Source organism: Glaciihabitans arcticus (assembly GCF_004310685.1).
GTDB classification, from domain to species: domain Bacteria; phylum Actinomycetota; class Actinomycetes; order Actinomycetales; family Microbacteriaceae; genus Conyzicola; species Conyzicola arctica.
In genome coordinates, this window is the sequence record NZ_SISG01000002.1 from 151,918 (window position 1) to 170,972 (window position 19,055).

Annotated in this window: 17 protein-coding genes; 5 read left to right on the forward strand and 12 right to left on the reverse strand. The window is 66.8% G+C overall.

Annotation, left to right across the window (positions count from 1 at the left end; translation table 11 throughout):
• Positions 1-13: 13 nt before the first annotated feature.
• Positions 14-1,378 carry a cystathionine beta-synthase gene (locus tag EYE40_RS14875; RefSeq protein WP_130983054.1) on the reverse strand — a complete coding sequence of 455 codons (1,365 nt, stop codon included), beginning with the start codon at positions 1,376-1,378 and terminating at the stop codon, positions 14-16.
• 128 nt (positions 1,379-1,506) lie between these two features.
• Between EYE40_RS14875 and EYE40_RS14880 the strand changes: the two genes are divergently transcribed.
• Both EYE40_RS14880 and EYE40_RS14885 read left to right on the forward strand, forming a co-directional pair.
• Positions 1,507-2,208, forward strand: a complete 702-nt coding sequence (locus tag EYE40_RS14880; protein ID WP_240034866.1) for a DUF3105 domain-containing protein — start codon at positions 1,507-1,509, stop codon at positions 2,206-2,208.
• Entirely contained in the window at positions 2,186-2,887 is a 702-nt protein-coding gene (locus tag EYE40_RS14885) for a DUF305 domain-containing protein (protein ID WP_130983149.1), read from the forward strand. Before EYE40_RS14880 ends, EYE40_RS14885 begins: the two co-directional genes overlap by 23 nt.
• A gap of 3 nt (positions 2,888-2,890) precedes the next feature.
• Here the strand turns inward: EYE40_RS14885 and EYE40_RS14890 are convergent, their stop codons facing one another.
• The 6 genes from EYE40_RS14890 to EYE40_RS14915 form a co-directional block, all read right to left on the reverse strand.
• Positions 2,891-4,294, reverse strand: coding sequence for a mechanosensitive ion channel domain-containing protein (locus tag EYE40_RS14890; RefSeq protein WP_130983056.1), 1,404 nt, complete (start codon positions 4,292-4,294; stop codon positions 2,891-2,893).
• Positions 4,287-6,395 carry an adenylate/guanylate cyclase domain-containing protein gene (locus EYE40_RS14895; RefSeq protein ID WP_193554542.1) on the reverse strand — a complete coding sequence of 703 codons (2,109 nt, stop codon included), beginning with the start codon at positions 6,393-6,395 and terminating at the stop codon, positions 4,287-4,289. Before EYE40_RS14895 ends, EYE40_RS14890 begins: the two co-directional genes overlap by 8 nt.
• A gap of 49 nt (positions 6,396-6,444) precedes the next feature.
• Positions 6,445-8,298, reverse strand: coding sequence for an ABC transporter ATP-binding protein (locus EYE40_RS14900; RefSeq protein ID WP_420810071.1), 1,854 nt, complete (start codon positions 8,296-8,298; stop codon positions 6,445-6,447).
• Between the two features lie 24 nt (positions 8,299-8,322).
• Positions 8,323-9,288, reverse strand: coding sequence for a carbohydrate ABC transporter permease (locus EYE40_RS14905; RefSeq protein ID WP_130983057.1), 966 nt, complete (start codon positions 9,286-9,288; stop codon positions 8,323-8,325).
• Entirely contained in the window at positions 9,285-10,256 is a 972-nt protein-coding gene (locus EYE40_RS14910; protein WP_130983058.1) for a carbohydrate ABC transporter permease, read from the reverse strand. Before EYE40_RS14910 ends, EYE40_RS14905 begins: the two co-directional genes overlap by 4 nt.
• An 85-nt stretch (positions 10,257-10,341) precedes the next feature.
• Positions 10,342-11,673: an ABC transporter substrate-binding protein gene (locus EYE40_RS14915; RefSeq protein WP_130983059.1), complete on the reverse strand. Its 1,332-nt coding sequence runs from the start codon at positions 11,671-11,673 to the stop codon at positions 10,342-10,344.
• A gap of 303 nt (positions 11,674-11,976) precedes the next feature.
• Here EYE40_RS14915 and EYE40_RS14920 point away from each other — a divergent pair, with 303 nt between their 5' ends.
• Complete coding sequence (locus EYE40_RS14920; protein ID WP_130983060.1) at positions 11,977-12,981, forward strand: LacI family DNA-binding transcriptional regulator; 1,005 nt, start codon at positions 11,977-11,979, stop codon at positions 12,979-12,981.
• A gap of 79 nt (positions 12,982-13,060) precedes the next feature.
• Here EYE40_RS14920 and rplL read toward each other — a convergent pair whose 3' ends face one another.
• From rplL to EYE40_RS14945, 5 genes are all read right to left on the reverse strand, one after another.
• Positions 13,061-13,444: a 50S ribosomal protein L7/L12 gene (rplL, locus tag EYE40_RS14925; protein WP_130983061.1), complete on the reverse strand. Its 384-nt coding sequence runs from the start codon at positions 13,442-13,444 to the stop codon at positions 13,061-13,063.
• A 52-nt stretch (positions 13,445-13,496) separates the two neighbouring features.
• A complete protein-coding gene (gene rplJ, locus EYE40_RS14930) occupies positions 13,497-14,012 on the reverse strand; it encodes a 50S ribosomal protein L10 (protein ID WP_130983062.1) in 516 nt (171 codons plus the stop codon).
• A 194-nt stretch (positions 14,013-14,206) separates the two neighbouring features.
• Positions 14,207-15,652, reverse strand: a complete 1,446-nt coding sequence (locus EYE40_RS14935) for a sensor histidine kinase (RefSeq protein WP_130983063.1) — start codon at positions 15,650-15,652, stop codon at positions 14,207-14,209.
• A complete protein-coding gene (locus EYE40_RS14940) occupies positions 15,652-16,395 on the reverse strand; it encodes a response regulator transcription factor (RefSeq protein WP_130983064.1) in 744 nt (247 codons plus the stop codon). Before EYE40_RS14940 ends, EYE40_RS14935 begins: the two co-directional genes overlap by 1 nt.
• A 67-nt stretch (positions 16,396-16,462) precedes the next feature.
• The gene (locus EYE40_RS14945; protein WP_130983065.1) at positions 16,463-17,134 is read right to left on the reverse strand and encodes an ATP-binding cassette domain-containing protein; all 672 of its coding nucleotides are present in this window, start codon (positions 17,132-17,134) and stop codon (positions 16,463-16,465) included.
• Between the two features lie 93 nt (positions 17,135-17,227).
• Here EYE40_RS14945 and EYE40_RS14950 point away from each other — a divergent pair, with 93 nt between their 5' ends.
• Together EYE40_RS14950 and EYE40_RS15460 are read left to right on the forward strand one after the other, a co-directional pair.
• Entirely contained in the window at positions 17,228-18,412 is a 1,185-nt protein-coding gene (locus EYE40_RS14950; protein WP_130983066.1) for an ROK family transcriptional regulator, read from the forward strand.
• 27 nt (positions 18,413-18,439) lie between these two features.
• A complete protein-coding gene (locus tag EYE40_RS15460) occupies positions 18,440-19,054 on the forward strand; it encodes a YqaJ viral recombinase family protein (protein WP_161972410.1) in 615 nt (204 codons plus the stop codon).
• Position 19,055: the final 1 nt, after the last annotated feature.

Below are 19,055 nucleotides of genomic sequence, written 5' to 3' on the forward strand. Positions count from 1 at the left end.
GATTCTGTAAGGGTTATTCGGAGAGGAAGGTGAGCAGGTCCTGGCGGGTGAGAACCCCGGCTGGCTTGCCATCACTGATCACGAGCAGCGCGTCGACGGATGCCAGCGCGGTGCGGGCAGCGGTGACCGATTCGTGCACACCGATCAAACCGAGCGGCTTGCCCACGAATTCCGCGATCGAGTCGGTCATTTTGGCTCGTCCGGTGAAGACGTTGTCGAGCAGCGACTTCTCGTCGATGGTTCCGATGACCTCGCCCATCACAACGGGAGGCTCCGCGGTGAGCACGGGCACCTGCGAGACGTCGTACTTCTTGAGGATCTGGATGGCGTCGCGCACGGTGTCCGAGGGGTGCACGTGCACGAGGTCGGGCAGCTCTCCGGTCTTGTGTCCGAGCACGTCGGCCACGGTCTGCTCGTCCGAGAGCTGGGTGAATCCGTAGGACTGCATCCACTTCTCATTGAAGATCTTGCCGAGGTAGCCGCGGCCGCCGTCGGGCAGCAGCACAACGACGACGGCGTCAGCAGGCAGGTCGGCCGCGGCCTTGAGCGCGGCCGCGACGGCGAGTCCGCTCGAGCCGCCGACGAGCAGGCCCTCTTCGCGGGCGAGGCGGCGGGTCAGTTCAAACGATTCTGCATCGGATGCCGCGATGATCTGGTCGACGACCGTCGGGTCATACGCGGTCGGCCAGAAGTCCTCGCCGACGCCCTCGACCAGGTACGGGCGTCCCGTGCCGCCGGAATAGACGGAGCCCTCGGGGTCTGCACCGATGATCTGAACGGCGCCTCCCGAAACCTCCTTGAGGTACTTGCCGACGCCGCTGATGGTGCCGCCGGTGCCGACGCCGGCCACGAAGTGGGTGACCTTGCCGTCTGTGTCGCGCCAGATCTCGGGCCCGGTGGTCTCGTAGTGGCTGAGCGGCCCGTTGGGGTTGGAGTACTGGTTGGGCTTGAAGGCGCCGGGGATCTCGCGGGCGAGACGGTCGGAGACGCTGTAGTACGACTCGGGGCTCGACGGCTCGACGGCGGTCGGGGTGACGACGATCTCCGCGCCGTAGGCGGTGAGCACGTTCCTCTTGTCTTCGCCGACCTTGTCGGGCAGCACGAACACGCAGCGGTAGCCGCGCTGCTGGGCCACGAGGGCGAGGCCGATACCGGTGTTGCCGGAGGTCGGCTCGACGATGGTTCCACCGGGCTTCAGCTCGCCGGAAGCCTCGGCGGCATCGATGATGCGGGTCGCGATGCGGTCTTTCGACGAGCCTCCGGGGTTCAGATACTCGACCTTCGCGAGCACCGTGGCGCGAATGCCGGTGGTCACGCTGTTGAGCTTGACGAGCGGAGTGTTTCCGACCAGATCGAGGACTGTGTTGGCGTACTTCATGATGCCGCCAATCTACCAGCGGGGTTTGTGACGTTACGGGCCCTCCCCCGATGCGGATTCTCAGAGTTCATGCGAGAGAATGGATGCATACTGCCCCGGCTACCCAGCCAGACCGACAGGACAACACTGTGCCCACGAATTCCGATCTGACCGTCAAGCAGCAGCGTGACGCCCGCCGCGCCGAGAAGGTCGCGGTGCTCAAGAAGAAGCAGGCGTCCGAGAGGCGCAATCGCATCATCGGCTGGAGCGTCGGCGGAGTGCTGGGAGCAGGGGCCATTGCGGCGATCGTCATCCTCATCATCTCGACATCCACACCGCGCGTCGACCCGGGGTCGATCGAGATCGAGGGCCTCAAGACGTTCGACCTCGAGCAGGGTGTGCACGTGGACCTCACCGCAGAGGGCACCATCAGCGCGACTCCTCCGACGGTCGACTACCAGACCGAGTACGGCATGAACCCGCCCGCCGGCGGAAACCACTGGGCGGCCTGGCTGAACTGCGGTGCTTACACCGAGCCGCAGCAGAACGAGCGCGCGGTTCACGCCCTCGAGCACGGCGCTGTCTGGGTCACCTACAACCCCGATGAGCTCGACGCGACCCGCATCGCGGAGCTGCGTGGCGAGATGCCCGACACCTACATCGTCTTCTCGCCGTACCCCGACCTGCCCGCACCCATCGTGCTCTCCGCGTGGGGCGCGCAGGTGCAGGTAGATACCCCCGACGACGAGCGCATCGAGCAGTTCCTCAGCAAGTACTGGAAGTCGGCTGACGCCCCCGAGCCCGGTGCCGCGTGTACCGGTGGCATCGATGGACCCGGACTCGACTCTTAGCGCTGCGCCCGTCGGCGGGCGCAGCATCCGTGGCACCATCGCGGTCGCGGTGGTTGCGGTGCTGCTCATCGTCGCCGCCTTTGCGATCGGCCGCATCTCGGCGCCCGTAAGCACTCCACCCGGCACGACCAGCGCAGAGGCGGGCTTCGCGCGCGACATGCAAACCCACCATCACCAGGCAGTGGAGATGTCGTTCATCGTGCGCGATGCCTCCGATGATGACGAGGTGCGCCTGCTGGCCTTCGACATCGCGACGGCACAGGGTGCGCAGGCGGGGCAGATGTACGGCTGGCTCGACACCTGGGGCCTTCCGCAACTCGAATCAGAACCATCGATGACGTGGATGACGCGGCCCCCGCTCAGCGGAGACGGCACCACCCACGCCCACGACGACGCCTCGCAGTCGGCCCATACCGCGGGCGACCCGATGCCCGGACTGGCCACGGCGGAACAGATCACCCGCCTGAAGAGCCTCGACGGGGTCGACGCCGAGCGGTACTACCTGCAGCTGATGATCGCCCACCACGAGGGTGGCGTGCTGATGGCCAACGCCGTTCTCGAGCGCAGCACCGAGCGCGTTGTGGTGAGCGTCGCAAAGGGCATCGTGCTCTCGCAGACCACCGAGATCGAATACATGCAGGCGCTGCTCGAGCGTCGCGGCGGACCGCTGCCCGATTAGAGGCTAGAGCCCGGCCGCCTCAAGCCGCTCCCGCAGCTGGGCGCGGCGGGCGTCGATCGACTGTCCGATCTCGCGAGCGAGCGCCGGGCGAGCACGCACCAGGCTGTCGATCGTGCCCTGCTCAATGAACAGCACGGTGGTCGGCTGCTGCGCGACGGCGGACTCGGCGGCGCGCTCCCGCGTGAGGCCGTTCTGTCCGAGATAGCCGCCGGGGTCGACCGATCCGAGCGGAACCCGGGCGCCGTCCGCCCCCTCGGCGATCAGGCCGATCGTGCCGGCGACGACGAAACGCAGTCCGGCGGGTACTTCGCCCGACTTCTGCACGGTCTCACCGCCCGCGTAGCGCTCGAGCAGGGCGGTCGAGGCGAGCGCCTCGACGTCGTCCGCATTCAGATGCAGAGTCGGGGCGATGCGCTCGAGCGAGGCGCGCGTGCGCTCGGGCGTCGGGAAGTCGTCGGTCAGGTCGCCGTCGAGGTGCAGGCCACGGCGGCGCGCGGCGTACCAGAGCCAGCCGAGCAGCAGCGTGACCGCGTCACCCTCGACGGACGGCGAGGTGAGGGGCAGGGTCACGGAGTACGTGGCGTTTCCGTCGACCGAGGCGGTCGGACGCATTCCCGCGCTGAGCTGCGGCAGCCCCCCGGCCACGTCGACCAGGAGAGAGACGACATCGTGGGGCGGGTCATCCGTCGCGAATTTCACCACGGTGACCGAGGAGTAGGCGCCCTGCGCGCGCGAGAGGTTGGTGAACGAGGAGTCGGCGAGCGAGGCGTTCGGCACGATCTGGATTCCGTTGCCGGTGTCGATGTGCACGGCCCGCCAGTTGACCTCGACGACACGGCCGCGCACGCTGCCCGTGTCGAGCCAGTCGCCGAGGCGGAAAGGCTGTTCGAAGAGCAGCAGGAGGCCGGAGATCACGGACCCGACGGCGTTCTGCAGGGCGAGACCGATGACGATCGAGGTCACGCCGAGGGCGGCGAACAACCCGCCCACGTCGGCACTCCACACCCAGGAGAACAGGATCGCGAGGCCGACGATGATGAGCACGAGTCGGCCGAGGTCGACGAAGATCGACGGCAGCCGGTCGCGCCAGGAGCCGGGCTGCGCGTTGCTGAACAGCACGACGTTGACGCCCGAGAGCAGCAGCAGGATGACGAGGAAGCCGAAGACCGTCGCGACGACCTTGACCCACGTCACCTCGACCGAGACCTCGCTCGCGAGGGTCGAGAGCGCGAGTATCGCCCCGACGGGGATCACGAAGTTGCGCAGCAGCAGCACAGGCTTCGCTGCGGCATTGCCTCGGCGCACGAGTGAGGCGTGCAGCTCGGTGAGCACGAGCAGCAGCACCGGCAGGCCGAGCACGATCGCGATCGCCCAGCCGAACCAGGGCTGCGTCCAGAACTCAGGCACGGGACTCCTCCGCTACCCAGCGCCAGACCGCGGTGCCGTCGACGTCTGAGTCGGTCTGCTCGAAGCCGTAGGCATCCCGCAGCCGCGACTGCACCCGGTCGCTCACGTAGATTCCCGGGCTGGCGGATGCCCCGCGCACGGCATTCGCGATGTTCACCGCATCACCCCACATGTCGTACGCCACGTTCTCGCGCCCGACGAGGCCGCTCGTCACCGTTCCGGCGTCCACGCCGATCCTGACGTCGAGCGACGTTCCGTTCGCGGAGTTGAACCTCTGCACCACCTGACGCATCTCGATAGCGAAGTCGAGCGCACGACGCACGTTGTCGACGCGGGGCACCAGCAGGCCGCAGCTCGCAAGGTACCCGTCGCGCAGGGTGCGCACCCGCTCGATGCCGAGCTTTGCGGCGGCCGCGTCGAAGCCGAGCACCAGTCCGTTGACGGCTGCGAGCGCCTCGGCCGAGTCGTGGCTCGCGAAGTAGGCGTCCGTTCCGACCAGGTCGGCGAAGACCACCGAGACATCCTGGTGGTCCTCGGCGATGGTCTCCTCACCCTCGCGGTAGCGGCGGGCCACGTTCTCCGGCATCAGCGTGTGCAGCAGTTTCTCGTTCTCCATGCGCTGCGCCTCGATGAGGTCGGCCTTGAGCTGCAGGTTGCGGCTCATATCGTTGAAGGCGGCACCGAGGTCGCCGAACTCATCGCGGGATGACGCATCCACCTCGATGCCGGTCTCGCCTGCGGCCACCCGGCGCACGGCACCGACGAGTCCGCGCACGGGTCGTGTGAACACCTGCGCGAGCAGCAGCGAGAGCAGGCAGACGGCGAGCACGATGCCGGCAATGGAGAGCAGCACGTTGCGGGTGAAGTCGCTCACCGGCTGGAACGCCTCGGCCGAGTCGATCTTGGCGACGATCGCCCACTGCACGCCCTCGATGTCGAGCGGCTCGTACGCGACGAGCGCCTCCTGCCCGTCGTAGCCGGTTGCGATGGCGGTTCCGGTCTGGCCGCGCAGCGCCTCGTTGACCGCCGTGGTATCGACCGGAAGCAGCAGGATCGTGCCGTTCACGGCGACGGCACGCTCGGCGATCTGCGGGGAGACCCCGGCGGAGACGACCTGGTCGATGAACCGGTCGGGATGCTCGATGAGCAGTCGCGAGGCGGAGCGCATGGTCTTGTCGGGACCGGCGAGGTATACCTCGCCGGTATTTCCGAGTCCCTCCGCCTTCCAGCCCTCCGAACCGGTCATCACGTCGTTGATGGTGGCGATCGGCAGCTGCACGGCGAGTGCACCCGTGATCTCACCCGCGTCGCCGATCGGCGAGACCGCCCACGCGGTCGGCGTGCCGAGGGAGGGCTGGTATCGATCGAAATCGGTGAGCTCGACGGCATCGACGACGTTGGCGCGCAGCGAGTTCTGGAAGGCGGTGGTCAGCGCCCCGCCCGCGTACGGTCCGCTCAGCACGTTGGTGCCGAGGTCCACCCCCGAGTACGCCGAGTAGACGACGTTGCCCTTGGTGTCCAGCATGAGCGCATCCTCATAGCCCAGCTGCAGCGTCATCTCGCGGAAGTAGCCGTGGTACTTGGCGTGCGCCTCCGACCAGGCACTGCCGTCCTCCGCGTCGTCGAGCTTGATCGCCTCGTCGAAGTCGGTGAACGGGGCCGTGTAGTAGTACTGCAGATAGCGCTGCGCGTTCGAGTCGGGCACGAAAGCGGCGGCATCCGATGTCTTCTGCGTGCGCTCCTCGAGCTGCGGGATGAAGGTGTCGTCATAGTAGGCGGCAACCACCGAATCTGCGTCCGGGGGCAGGGTCTCGCCCTGCAGCTCCGCGAAAGCCGCATTGAAGCGACGGGATGCGTCGACCGTGCTCGAGTTGCGCGAATCCAGCAGCACAGCGGAGCGGATCTCGTCGAACGTGCGCTCGATCTCACGGTGACGGGATTCGCGAACGCTCACCAGCTGGTCGAAGGCCGCCTTCTCGAGCGAGTCCCGACCGGACGCGAGACCGATCGCCCCGATGACGAGCGTGGAGAGGATGCTCACAGCGAGCAGCATCACGAGGAGTTTGGACTGGATGCTCAGACCCGGTCGGCGCAGCGCCACGAGTTCTCCTTGCTACGAAAAGGTAAGGATGTTTCGGGGTGCTCTCACCTTACGCCGTGGTCTGCTCCGCGAACAATCGCGAGTAGATACCGCCCTTGGCAAGCAGTTGCTCGTGTGTTCCCTGTTCCACGAGCCGCCCGGAGTCGACGACGTAGATGCGGTCGGCAGCCACGACCGTCGAGAGCCGGTGGGCGATGGCCACAGTGGTCCGGCCGTGGGACGCCGCATCCAGCGCAGCCTGCACGACCCGCTCGGAGATGGTGTCGAGCGAACTCGTCGCCTCGTCGAGGATGAGCACGGCCGGGTCCTTGAGCAGCACACGAGCGATGGCGATGCGCTGCTTCTCGCCGCCACTCAGCCGGTAGCCGCGCTCCCCCACGATCGTGTCATAGCCGGCCGGGAACGACGCGATCGTGTCGTGGATGTTGGCGGCTCGGGCCGCAGCGACCAGCTCTTCGTCGGTCGCGCCCGGCTTCGCGTACCGCAGGTTGTCGCCGATCGACGCGTGGAACAGGTAGGTCTCCTGGCTCACGATGCCGATGTTGCGCACGAGCTCGTCCTGGCCGAGGTCGCGCACGTCGGTGCCGGCGAACAGGACCCTGCCGCTCGACACATCGTGCAGCCTCGGGATGAGGTACGACACGGTCGTCTTGCCCGCGCCTGACGGCCCGACGAAGGCGACGAACTGGCCGGGCTGAATGTCGAGCGTGATGCCCTTGAGGGTCGCGGGGGTGTCATCGCCAGCGTCCGGATAGCGGAACACCACCTCATCGAAGGCGACCTCGCCGAGGCGGGTGGGGTCGATCGGCACCGGCGTCTGCGGGTCGGTGATGGCGGGCTTGAGATCGAGGTACTCGAAGATTCGGGCGAACAGCGCCTGCGACGTCTGCAGGTCGAGCGCCACCCGCATGAGCCCGAGAAGCGGGAACATGAGGCGCGCCTGCACCGTCGTGAAGGCGACGATCGTGCCGGCGGTGACCGGGACATCCCGAAGGATCAGCCAGGCGGCGGCGAGGTAGATGACGGCCGGGATGATCGACAGGAAGATGTTGACGATCGCGAAGAACCACTGCCCGCTCATCTGCTGCTGCACCTGAAGGCTGATCTGGTTCTTGTTCTCCGCCTCGTAGCGCGCGGTCTCGGCCTGCTGCTGGTTGAAGCTCTTGGCGAGCAGGATGCCGGAGACGCTCAGCGCCTCCTGCGTGATCGCCGACATGTCGGAGAGCGACTCCTGGGTCTTCGTGGCGATGCGCGCGCGCACCTGCCCGACGCGGCGTTGGGCTACCACCAGCACCGGCAGCAGGATGACCGCCACAATCGTCAGCTGCCAGCTCAACACGAGCATGCTCACGAACGCGGCGATGACCGTGACGGTGTTGCCGATGACGCTCGAGATCGTGTTGCTCAGCACGCCCGCGACACCGCCGACGTCGTTCTGCAGGCGCGACTGGATGACACCGGTCTTGGTGCGGGTGAAGAAGCCGAGCTCCATCGCCTGCAGGTGGCCGAACAGCCGGATGCGCAGCGCACCCATCACCGAGTTGCCGACCGTCGCGGTCAGCCAGGTCTGCCAGACGCCGAGGGCGGCCGAGGCCACCCAGAGCAGCACCATCGCGCCCACCAGTTCGAGCAGCATCGGCACGTTCGGACCGCCGGCCGGGAACAGGCCGTCGTCGAACGCGAGCTTTGTGAGCAGCGGGGGCAGCACGCTGAGCCCTGCGCTCACCAGCACGAGCACGATGGTGATCGTGAGCTCTCGCTTGTACGGCGCGAACAGCGAACTGATGCGCTTCAGCAGGTCGGGGATGCGAGGGGCGGTGGCGTTGAGTGCCTTCTGAGCCTCGGCATCGCCGCCACCCATCATGCGACCTCCGCCGCCACCGCCCCCGCGCATTCCGCTCATCGCTTCACACTACGCGGGCTCGAACTATCCCTTCGTCGAACCTGCGAGCAGGCCGCGAACGAAGTAACGCTGGAGGCTGAAGAACACCACCAGCGGTATAACGAGCGACACGAACGCCGCGGCCGTGAGACGCTGCCATTCCTGCCCGCGGCTTCCGGTGAGCTCCGCGAGTCTCTGGGTGAGTGGCGCGGCATCCGAGGTGCCTCCCGAGAAGATGAGGGCGACCAGGAGGTCGTTCCACACCCACAGGAACTGGAAGATCGCGAAGGACGCGAGTGCCGGGATGGCGAGCGGGATCACGATGCGGAAGAAGACCTGGCTGTGGCTTGCGCCATCCACCCTCGCCGCCTCGATGACCTCACCGGGAATCTCGGAGATGAAGTTGTGCAGCAGGAAGATCGCCAACGGCAGCGCGAAGATCGTGTGCGCGATCCAGACCTGCAGGTAGTTGCTGGTCGGGATGTTGAGCGCATCGCCGATCGACTCCTGGAAGGGCTGCAACACACCCGAGAAGACCTGCAGCAGCGGAATGAGCGCCATCTGCAGCGGCACGATCTGCAGCGCGAAGATGAAGACGAAGAGCGCACTCGAGCCCTTGAACTTGATCCACGCGAAGGCGTAGGCAGCCATCGCGGCGAGTACGAGCGGGAACAGCGTCGCCGGGATCGCGATGGCGAGCGAATTCACGAAGTACGAGCCGAGCTGGGGTGCCGACGCGGAGGCCGAGAACAGCACCTCTCGGTAGTTGTCGAGCGTGAAGCCCGGGTTCTGGAAGATCGTCCACCAGCCGTTGGCCTTGATCTCCTCCTCCGGACGGAACGACGACAGGAAGAGCCCGAAGGTCGGGATCGTCCAGAGCACGGCGATGATGAGTGCCGCGGCCGTCGCACCCCGTGAGGTGAGGCGACGCTTGACGCGACTGGTCTTCGGATCGCGGTCGAGGATCGCGGGGTCGGCCTTGACCGGCGCGACCACGGGTGTCGATGTCATCGGATCTCCCTCTGCTTACGAAGTACTCGCACGTTGTAAATGACGATGGGCAGCACGAGGATGAACAGCACAAGCGCGAGCGCTGCCCCTCGGCCCGGTTCGTTGGCCCGGAAGGCCTGGGTGTACATCTCATTGGCGATGACGCTGGTGTCGAAGTTTCCGGCGGTCATCGTTCGAACGATGTCGAAGACCTTCAGGGTCGCTATCGAGATGGTCGTGACCACCACCACGAGTGAGCTCCGGATGCCCGGAAGAGTCACGTTGGTGAACTGCTGCCAGGAGTTGGTGCCGTCGAGCTGGGCCGCCTCAATCTGCTCGGTCGGGATGCCCTTGATGGATGCCGAGAGAATGACCATCGCGAAACCGGTCTGGATCCAGACCATCACGACGATGAGCAGGAACGTGTTGATCGGTTCCGTCTGCAGCCACTTGACCGGTTCGCCGCCCAGCCAGATGACGATCTGGTTGAGCAGTCCGATCTGCTCGCGGTCACCGGCACGGTAGTCGTAGATGAAGCGCCAGATGATTCCGGCGCCCACGAAGGAGATGGCCATCGGCATAAAGACGAGGGCCTTGAAGAACCGCTCACCGCGGGACTTGTCGATGAACACCGCGTAGGCGAGGCCGACGATGGTGGAGACGAGCGGCACACACACAACCCAGACGATCGTGTTGAGTACCACGCGCACGGCATCGGGCTGCGTGAAGATCCACTCGAAGTGGGTGAGGCCGATGAAAGAGCCGGCCTTGTCGGTGAAGGCGAGGATGCTCGTGCGGATGGCCGGGTAGATCAGGCCGATCGCGAGCAGGATGAGAGCGGGCGAGAGGTAGGCGACGAGCTGTACGACATCCCGGATCTTCTTCGGGGCTTTGTCGACGATGAACAGGACGAGCCCGACGACCGCCGCGAAGACCGCGAGGCCCAGACCCACCTGGACGAGTTTTTCTATGAGATCTGCAGTCCTCACGGAGCGCACCTTTCTTCGACGGTGAAGAGGGAGGAGGACTGAGGACGGGGCCGCATCGCGACCCCGCCCTCAGGCTGGTTCCGAACTACTCGGCGGGCCAGCTCGCTTCGATGGTGTCGGCAACCTTCTGGCTGCTCTCACCACCGATCCAGCTGACGATCCCCTTGAAGAAGGAGTTGCCACCCACGGCGCCCGGCATGAGGTCCGAAGCGTCAAAACGGTAGGTGGTGTCAGGGTCCTGCAGGATCTCGATGCTCTGCGTGAGCAGGTCACTCGAGGCGAGCGAGGCGTCAAGACCGTTGTTGGCGCTGATGACGCCACCGAGCTTCACGCGGTTGTTCGCCCAGGTGTCGCTCGAGAGGTACGCCTGGAAGGCGGCGACTGCGGGAGCGTCGGAGAAGGCTCCGACGATCTCTCCACCACCGGTGACGGCGAGGGGAGCGTCGGCGGATTCGGCCGGGAGGATGAAGGCGAAGATGTCACCGTCGGGTGCCACCTCCACGCCGTCGCCCCAGAAGCCCTCGTAGAAGGATGCCTGGTGGTGCAGCGAGCAGGTGCCGTCGAGGATCGGCAGGCCGCCCTCACCGAACGGGATGGAGAGACCGGCGGTGACGTCGCCGACCATGTCCTCGTTCTTCAGGATGTCGCCGACCGAGTCGAACGCCTCGACGATGCGGGGATCGTTGAAGGGGATCTCGTGCTTGTACCACTGGTCGTAGACCTCGGGACCCTGCTCGCGCAGCACGTAGTCCTCGATCCAGTCGGTCACGGGCCAGCCGGTGGCAGCGTCGGAGGCGTAGCTCGCGCACCACGGCTTGTGGTCACCCTCGTCGGCGATCGTGTCGGCGAGGTCGTTGAGCTCGTCGAGCGTGGTCGGGACCTCGTAGCCCTTCTCCTCGAACTCGCTCGGGGAGTACCAGACGTAGCCCTTGATGCTCGCCATCAGCGGTGCACCATAGAAGGTGTCGCCGTTGGTGCCGTAAGCCTTCCAGTCGGGAGACCAGAACTTGTCGACGTTGGCTTCGACCGCCTCGGGGGCGGGCACGAAGAAGTCGCTCGACGCGAGGTCGGCGAACAGGCCGGGCTGCGGGAAGATGCCGAGGTCGGGCGGGTTGCCACCCTCGGCGAGCTGGCGGATGTTCGCCTCGAACTCCTGGGTGCCCTGGTAGTCGATGGCGATGCCGGTGCACGATGCGAAGTCCGCCCACGACTCGACGAGGCGGTCGGCTTCGGCCTCGACGATGGTGCCCGAGATCGAGACCTCGTCACCCTCGAAGGTTCCGTAGGTGTCGTAGGGCGCACAATCGACGTCCCCCCGATCGACCGGCTCGTCTGAAACGCAGCCGGACAGTGCGAGGCCGATGATGCCTGCTGCGGCGATCGGCATGAGTAAGCGGTGGCGCAGGACTGAACTCATAGTGTCTCCTCCTCGTTGAGGTAAGGCCCGGTTCGCGCGTTCTCCGCACGACCGTGGACGGGTTTACTGCTGGGGTGTGGCCGCGAAGCCAACTTTCGGCAACCGGTTCCACACCACAACCTAAGGCACCCGTACGGGGGTATGCAAGCGCTTGACATACTCACAGGGAGGGCTAGAGTCACAATCGTGCAACGAGCCCCTCGGGGCGCCGTGAAAGGCGAGAGCCTCCGGAGCCGCCCAATGTGGGAACGGTTCCACATCCACGGGAGCGAGCACAGCCGGATTGCCAATGGAGGTGACGACGTGAGCGGCATCGACGAGGTCGCCCGCCGTGCGGGAGTCTCCAAGTCGACGGCATCCCGGGCACTCAGCGGTCGTGGCTACGTCTCCGACGCCACCAGGTTGCGGGTCGAGGGCGCCGCAGCGGAGATGGGCTATGTCGTCTCGACCAACGCCGCGAGCCTTGTCACCGGGCAGACCCGGAATGTCGGGGTCGTCATCCCGTTCATCAACCGGTGGTTCTTCGCCGAGGTGCTGGAGGGCATCGAGTCAGCGCTCATCGCGGCCGGCTACGACCTCACGCTGTATCGCCTCAGTCCGCACGCCGACCTCCGGCGCAAGGTCTTCGACTACTTTCTCGTGCGCAAGCGTGTGGACGCCGTCATCGCGGTGGGTATCGCGCTCACGCCGAGCGAGGTCGACCTGCTGCACTCGCTGAAGAAGCCGATCGTCGGCATCGGCGGCGACGTCGAAGGAATGTCGACCATCAGCATCGACGACGGCCGAGCCGCCCGCATGGCCACCGAGCACGTGATCGGTCTCGGGCACACCCGCGTGATGCACTTCGGGGGCGAGCAGGAGGAGCAGCTCGACTTCCGGGTGCCCGACTCACGACTCACCGGCTTTCGCGACTGCCTGCAGGCTGCGGGCATCGCCGACCAGGACGATTTTCGCGGTACGCCGTTCAGCATTCCCGGCGGCTTCGCGACGGCCATGGCCGTGCTGGCCGATCCGCGCACGCGGCCGACCGCCGTTGTTGCGGGATGCGACGAAATCGCGATCGGCGTCATCCTCGCCGCGAGGCAGCTGGGGATCCCCGTGCCGGCACAGCTCTCGGTCGTCGGAATCGACGACCACGAGCTCGCCGAGCTCTTCGGACTCACGACCGTTCGGCAGGAGCCGGGCAAGCAGGGCGCTGCCGCGGTCGCGACCGTACTCGCCGAACTCGCCGAGCCGGCCCCCTCCGAGGCCGTGCGGGCACCCGTGTCGCTCGTGGTGCGTTCGAGCACAACCGCCCCCGCGGCCTGAGACCGGCACGGAACGACGAAAGCCGCCGCTCCCGAAGGAACGACGGCTTTCGTGCAAGCTGACCCCGAGGGGTCGCAGACTACTTGAGGGTGACGGTGGCGCCAGCTTCTTCGAGCTGAGCCTTTGCCTTCTCGGCGGTCTCCTTGTTGACACCTTCGAGGACCGGGCCCGGTGCGCCATCGACGACGGCCTTGGCCTCGCCGAGGCCGAGGCTCGTGAGTGCACGGACCTCCTTGATGACCTGGATCTTCTTCTCGCCGGCAGCCTCGAGGATGACGTCGAAGGAGTCCTTCTCCTCAACCTCTTCAGCAGCGGCAGCAGCGCCACCGGCAGCAGCAACTGCTACGGGAGCAGCAGCGGTGACCTCGAAGACCTCTTCGAACTTCTTGACGAACTCGCTGAGCTCAATGAGCGTGAGCTCCTTGAAGGCCTCGATGAGTTCTTCGCTTGACAGCTTTGCCATGATTTTTCTCCTTGTGGATTTCTAGACTTACTTACCGCGGGTCAGGCTGTGCCTAGTTCGCGGACTCCTGCTTCTCACGCAGCGCTTCGACGGTGCGAACCGTCTTCGACAGCGGTGCGGTGAACAGATAGGCGGCGCCGAAGAGCGAGGCCTTGAAGGCGCCGGCAAGCTTGCCGAGCAGAACTTCGCGGGACTCGAGATCGGCGAGCTTGGTGACCTCTGCAGCCGTGAGAGGGTTACCGTCGAAGTAACCGCCCTTGATTACGAGCAGAGGGTTTGCCTTGGCGAAGTCGCGCAGAGCCTTTGCAACGGTGACGGCGTCGCCGTGTACAAATGCGATCGCTGACGGGCCGACGAGTTCGTCATCAAACGAGCTGATGCCGGCTTCGTTGGCCGCGATCTTGGTAAGCGTGTTCTTCACCACGGCGTACGTCGCGTGCTCGCGGATGCTTGTTCTCAGCGTCTTGAGCTGAGCAACCGAGAGACCGCGGTACTCGGTCAGCAGAACGGCGGTCGAGTTACGGAACAGATCCGTAAGCTCGGCAACCGAAGCTTCCTTGTTCGCCATGGCACTCCTTAATAGATATCGATGACCTCGACCTCAGGAGCTCTTAAAGTAAAAAGGCTCCGGCACAGTGCCAGAGCGTTCCCTCTCGGGATATTCTCGAACACCTGCGCTGGTCGTCATCCTGTTGGATGAACCTTCGGCTGCTGCACTCTTTCGAGCACGGCAACGACCTGCGGTCTTTGGCTCCGTACAGACTATGTGATGGATGGCCCGATCGGCAACTCGACGACGAATGTCGTGCCTCCCGGCTCGCTGTCGACGGACACGGTGCCACCGTGCGCCTCGACGATCGCGGCCGCGATCGCGAGCCCGAGGCCCGTGCTGCCCGCCGCGCGCGACCGGGAACCGTCGCCGCGGGAGAACCGCTCGAAGACCGTTTCGCGTACCTTCTCGTCGATGCCGGGGCCGTCATCCCGCACCCGAATGATCGCCCGACCGCCGCTCGACTCGAGCGAGGCGACCACACGCGTGCCGGCCGGCGTGTGCACGCGGGCGTTGGTGAGCAGGTTGGCGACGACCTGGTGCAGGCGCACCGCGTCGCCCTCGACGGTGATCGGTTGGTCGGGCAGCTCGAGGATCCACTCGTGCTCCTGCCCGGCCGCGTGCGCGTCGCTCACGGCGTCGGCGAGCAGGGCCGTCAGGTCGACCGGGTGCGACTCGAGGCTACGACCGTCGTCGAGGCGGGCGAGGAGGAGGAGGTCATCCACCAGCCCGGTCATGCGGATCGACTCGGACTCCACCCGGGCCAGCGCGTGCGCGACATCGGCCGGCAGGTCGTGACCGCCGCGGCGGGTGAGCTCGGCGTACCCGCGGATCGAGGCGAGCGGCGTGCGCAGTTCGTGGCTCGCGTCCGCCACGAAGGTGCGCACCTTGCGCTCGCTCGCCTCGCGGGCGGTGAGGGCGGATGCCACGTGCCCGAGCATGCGGTTGAACGCCGCGCCCACCTGCCCGACCTCGGTCGACGGGTCGGCGTCTTCGTCGGGCACGCGTGGGGCGAGCGCAACCTCCCCACGCTCGAGCGGAAGCTCCGAGACGGCGGTCGCGGTGGCGGCCACCCGCTCGAGGGGACGCAGGGCGACCCGCACGATCGCGCGCCCGGCGAAGAACGCGGCCAGCAGCCCGAGAACCGTCACGAGCAGGATCACGAGGATGAGCTGCAGCACCGTGGCGCGCACATCGTTCAGCGGCAGGCCGATCACGAGCTGTCCGCCACGACCGTCGCCCTCGGCGATGCGGAAGCGGTACTCGCCCAGGTCGCCGCCGAGGTCGAGGGTCTGGGGCTCGCTGTCGGTGGAGAGACCCAGCAGCACCTGCTGCTGCGCGGTCGTGAGCTGCGTGGTCTCGAGATCGTCGCCGAGCACCCGCACGTTGAGCACACCGCCGCGCAGGTAGCCGCCGATCGTGCTCGGCGGCAGGCCGGCGATCTTGAGGAAGTCGGTCGGCTCCGGGCGTCCACCGCCGGGCCCACCACCGGGGCCGTCGATGACTCCCTGGGTGCGGCTCGTCGCCGAGATCAGCTGGCTGTCGAGGCGCGCGCGCAGGGATGAGTCCAGGGTGGCGACGCTGACCGTGCCGACGATGATGCTGACCGCGGCGAGCAGCCCGAGGATGCCGAGCAGTAGCCTCGTGCGCAGCGTCATCAGCGCACCGGCTTGAGCACGTAGCCAACGCCGCGAACCGTGTGGATCATCGGTTCGCCGAGGGTGTCGACCTTCTTGCGCAGGTAGGAGATGTAGATCTCCACGACGCTCGATTTGCCGCCGAAGTCGTAGCTCCAGACCCGGTCGAGTATCTGGTGCTTGCTGAGCACACGGCGCGGGTTGCGCATGAGGTAGCGCAGCAGCTCGAACTCGGTTGCGGTGAGCTCGATGGGCACTCCCCCGCGAGCCACCTCGTAGCTATCCTCGTCGAGGGTGAGGTCGCCGACCTGCACGAAGGAGTCGTCCGCGTCGCTGACCGCGAGGTGCGAGCGGCGGATGAGGCCGCGCAGGCGGGCGACGAGCTCCTCGAGGCTGAACGGCTTGGTGACGTAGTCGTCACCGCCGACCGTGAGCCCGGCGATGCGATCGTCGAGCGAGTCCTTGGCGGTGAGGAAGAGGATGGGCGTCTGCAGGTTGTCGGCCCGGAGGCGGGTGAGCACCTGCACGCCGTCGATGTCGGGCAGCATGATGTCGAGCACAACCACGTCGGGCTTGAACTCGCGAATCGTGGAGAGCGCGGCGGCGCCGTCGCTCGCTATCCGCACATCCCAGCCCTCATAGCGCAGCGCCATCGAGAGCAGGTCGGTGAGCGAGTCCTCGTCATCCACCACGACGGCCCGGATCGGACTGCCGTCGATGCGGGTCAATCGGGACTGCGCCGCGGCCGAACTGTGGTTGCTCATTCTCCCCAGTATCGCGAGAAGTCTATGAGCAGCCTGTGAGCGGTCGGTGCAGCAGCTAGATGTCGACTCAGATCGAGGACACGCTGTGGGAACCCGCGACCAGTTCGGCAATGTCGGCGGAGATGCGCAATACGGCCGCGCCGTTCGCCGCGAGGGCGGCGAGCGCGGGCGAGAGCGCAGCGTCCGGCTCTGTCCTGGTGTCATCGACGACCACGAGGCGGGCATCGGAGGCGAACGCGCGGGCCAATTCCACGAGGCGTTGTTCGGAGCGGGACAGCAGTGCGACGCGGGCGTCGAGATCGAGGGACGCGCCCAGTGCGGAAAGAGTGGCCGCTGCATCCGCCCGCATCGTCTCGAGGTCAACGAGCCCGCACCAGCGTGGCTCGCGGCCGAGGAAGATGTTTGCCGCGATGGAACGACCGGGCAGCAGGCTGCTGCGCGATCGCAGAACCGTCACTCCTCCGCGCAGCAGATCGCGCGGGGTGGGGGCGCTCGAGCCGTCGAGGGCGATCGACCCGGCGGTGGGAACGAGCTCTCCGGCGATCACCGCGGTGAGAGTGGATGCCCCGGCTCCGGCAGCAGCGTAGACACCGTGAATGCTGCCGCTCGTCAGGTCTAACGACACGTCGGTCACGCCGGCGCGACCGAGGGCGTGAGCCGTCAGGCCGGTCACGGCAAGCAGCGGAGGGTGCAGCCGGGTTGCGCGGGCGGAGTGCTCGGTGATGACCGTCGTTGTCATTCCCCGATTCTGACACAGGCTTGGCATCTTTTGCTAGTCACTCGACGAAAGTAATTGGGCTTGGGGCCGGTGCCGCTGTGGTTTACTTTCCGCATGGTGGACATCAGCCGAGGATCGGCGCTGGGCGTCTCGGGCGCAAGTGAACTGTTCCAGATGCTGCGCGACGGCCAACCGCGCACACGCGCCGAGCTCGCGAACCTCACGGGGCTCGCGCGGTCGACCATCGCCCTCCGCGTCGACGCGCTGATGGAACTGGGCCTCGTCGGATCCGTCGGAGACGCGCAGTCGACCGGCGGACGGCCCTCCTCGCAGTTCGCCCTCAACCCTTCCGCCAAGGTCGTGCTCGCCGCCGACCTCGGAGCCTCGCACGCGAGTCTCGCCGTCACCGACCTCACGGGCGCGACTCTCGCCCAGCACAGCGGGCCGATCGACATCTCCGACGGTCCCGAGAAGACACTGACCTGGATGATCGAAGCCGGCCGCACACTCCTCGGTGAGATCGACCGCAGCGCCAAGGACCTCATCGCCATCGGGATCGGCCTCCCCGGCCCCGTCGAGCACAGTACCGGACGCCCGATCAACCCGCCGATCATGCCCGGCTGGGATCGCTACGACGTGCCCGGCTACGTGCAGCAGCACCTCGAGGTGCCCGTGCTCGTCGACAACGACGTCAACATCATGGCGCTCGGCGAACAGGCCTTCGCCTGGCCGCAGGTCGAGCACCTGCTGTTCGTCAAGGTCGCCACCGGCATCGGCTCCGGCGTGATCTCGAGCGGACGCCTGCAGCGCGGCGCCCAGGGCATCGCGGGCGACATCGGCCACGTGCAGATCGCGAGCGGCGCCGGCGTGCCCTGCCATTGCGGCAACCGCGGCTGCCTCGAGGCGATGGCTTCGGGTCCGGCTATCGCGAGCGCTCTGCGCCGAGCGGGCGTCGACGTCGAGAGCCCGCAGGACGTCGTGAGCCTCGTCAAGCGCGGCAATATCGAGGCCATCCAGGCGGTGCGCCAGGCCGGACGCGACATCGGCGAGGTGCTCACTGCGTGCGTGAGCCTGATGAACCCCTCTGTGATCGCGATCGGCGGATCCATGGCCCGCGCCGGCGAACACCTCATCGCCGGGGTGCGCGAGGTCGTCTACACGCGCTCCATGCCGCTCGCGACCGAGCACCTCACCATCGTGCAGTCGAGCGCCGGGGCGAATGCGGCGGTGATCGGGGCGAGCATGCTGGCGATTCACCACGCGCTCAGCCCCGAAAGTATTGACGCCATGGCCGGCTAAGTCGGTCGAACGCGCGACAATAGAACCGTGACCTTCGTGCAGCCGACCCTCTCCCTCTGGGACGAGCCCGCTCCCGACCACACGGCACGCATCCTCGCGCAGTCGACCGATCGGGTGGCCTGGCTGCGCGCGCGCAGCACCGGCGTCACCGCAACCGACGTCGCCCGCCTCAGCGGTCCGAAAGCCCTCAGGGCCGTCTCGCTCGAGAAGATGTACGGTTCGGGATTCGGTGGCAACGCCTACACCGATCACGGAGTCGAGCGTGAACCCCACATCGCCCGCTGGGTGCGCGCCCACCACCGCATCGAGCCGAGCGCCGCGCTGTTCCACTCCGCACACGAACGCCGCCACCTCGCCACCCCCGACGGCGTCGCCGTGATCGACGGCACGCTCGTTCTCGCCGAAATCAAGACCTCGAGCAGCCCGTGGAAGTCCGTGCCCCGCTCGTACCTGCGCCAGATCTGGTGGCAGCAGTACGTGCTCGGCGCCGAGCGCACCCTGCTCGTCTGGGAGCACCACGAGAACTTCGTGCCCGTCGACCCCGAGCCGACGTGCACCTGGATCGACCGCGACGACAACCAGATCCACATCCTCGTGGGGCTCGCCAACCAGCTGCTCGAGCTGATGGGCCGCCGACGGTGAC

Bases quoted from the DNA above. Each gene is read 5' to 3' on its own strand.
- EYE40_RS14875 (WP_130983054.1), bottom strand. From the start codon at position 1,378: ATGAAGTACGCCAACACAGTCCTCGATCTGGTCGGAAACACTCCGCTC.
- EYE40_RS14885 (WP_130983149.1), top strand. From the start codon at position 2,186: ATGGACCCGGACTCGACTCTTAGCGCTGCGCCCGTCGGCGGGCGCAGC.
- EYE40_RS14900 (WP_420810071.1), bottom strand. From the start codon at position 8,298: ATGAGCGGAATGCGCGGGGGCGGTGGCGGCGGAGGTCGCATGATGGGT.
- EYE40_RS14905 (WP_130983057.1), bottom strand. From the start codon at position 9,288: ATGACATCGACACCCGTGGTCGCGCCGGTCAAGGCCGACCCCGCGATC.
- EYE40_RS14915 (WP_130983059.1), bottom strand. From the start codon at position 11,673: ATGAGTTCAGTCCTGCGCCACCGCTTACTCATGCCGATCGCCGCAGCA.
- rplL (WP_130983061.1), bottom strand. From the start codon at position 13,444: ATGGCAAAGCTGTCAAGCGAAGAACTCATCGAGGCCTTCAAGGAGCTC.
- rplJ (WP_130983062.1), bottom strand. From the start codon at position 14,012: ATGGCGAACAAGGAAGCTTCGGTTGCCGAGCTTACGGATCTGTTCCGT.
- EYE40_RS14935 (WP_130983063.1), bottom strand. From the start codon at position 15,652: ATGACGCTGCGCACGAGGCTACTGCTCGGCATCCTCGGGCTGCTCGCC.
- EYE40_RS14940 (WP_130983064.1), bottom strand. From the start codon at position 16,395: ATGAGCAACCACAGTTCGGCCGCGGCGCAGTCCCGATTGACCCGCATC.
- EYE40_RS14945 (WP_130983065.1), bottom strand. From the start codon at position 17,134: ATGACAACGACGGTCATCACCGAGCACTCCGCCCGCGCAACCCGGCTG.
- EYE40_RS14950 (WP_130983066.1), top strand. From the start codon at position 17,228: ATGGTGGACATCAGCCGAGGATCGGCGCTGGGCGTCTCGGGCGCAAGT.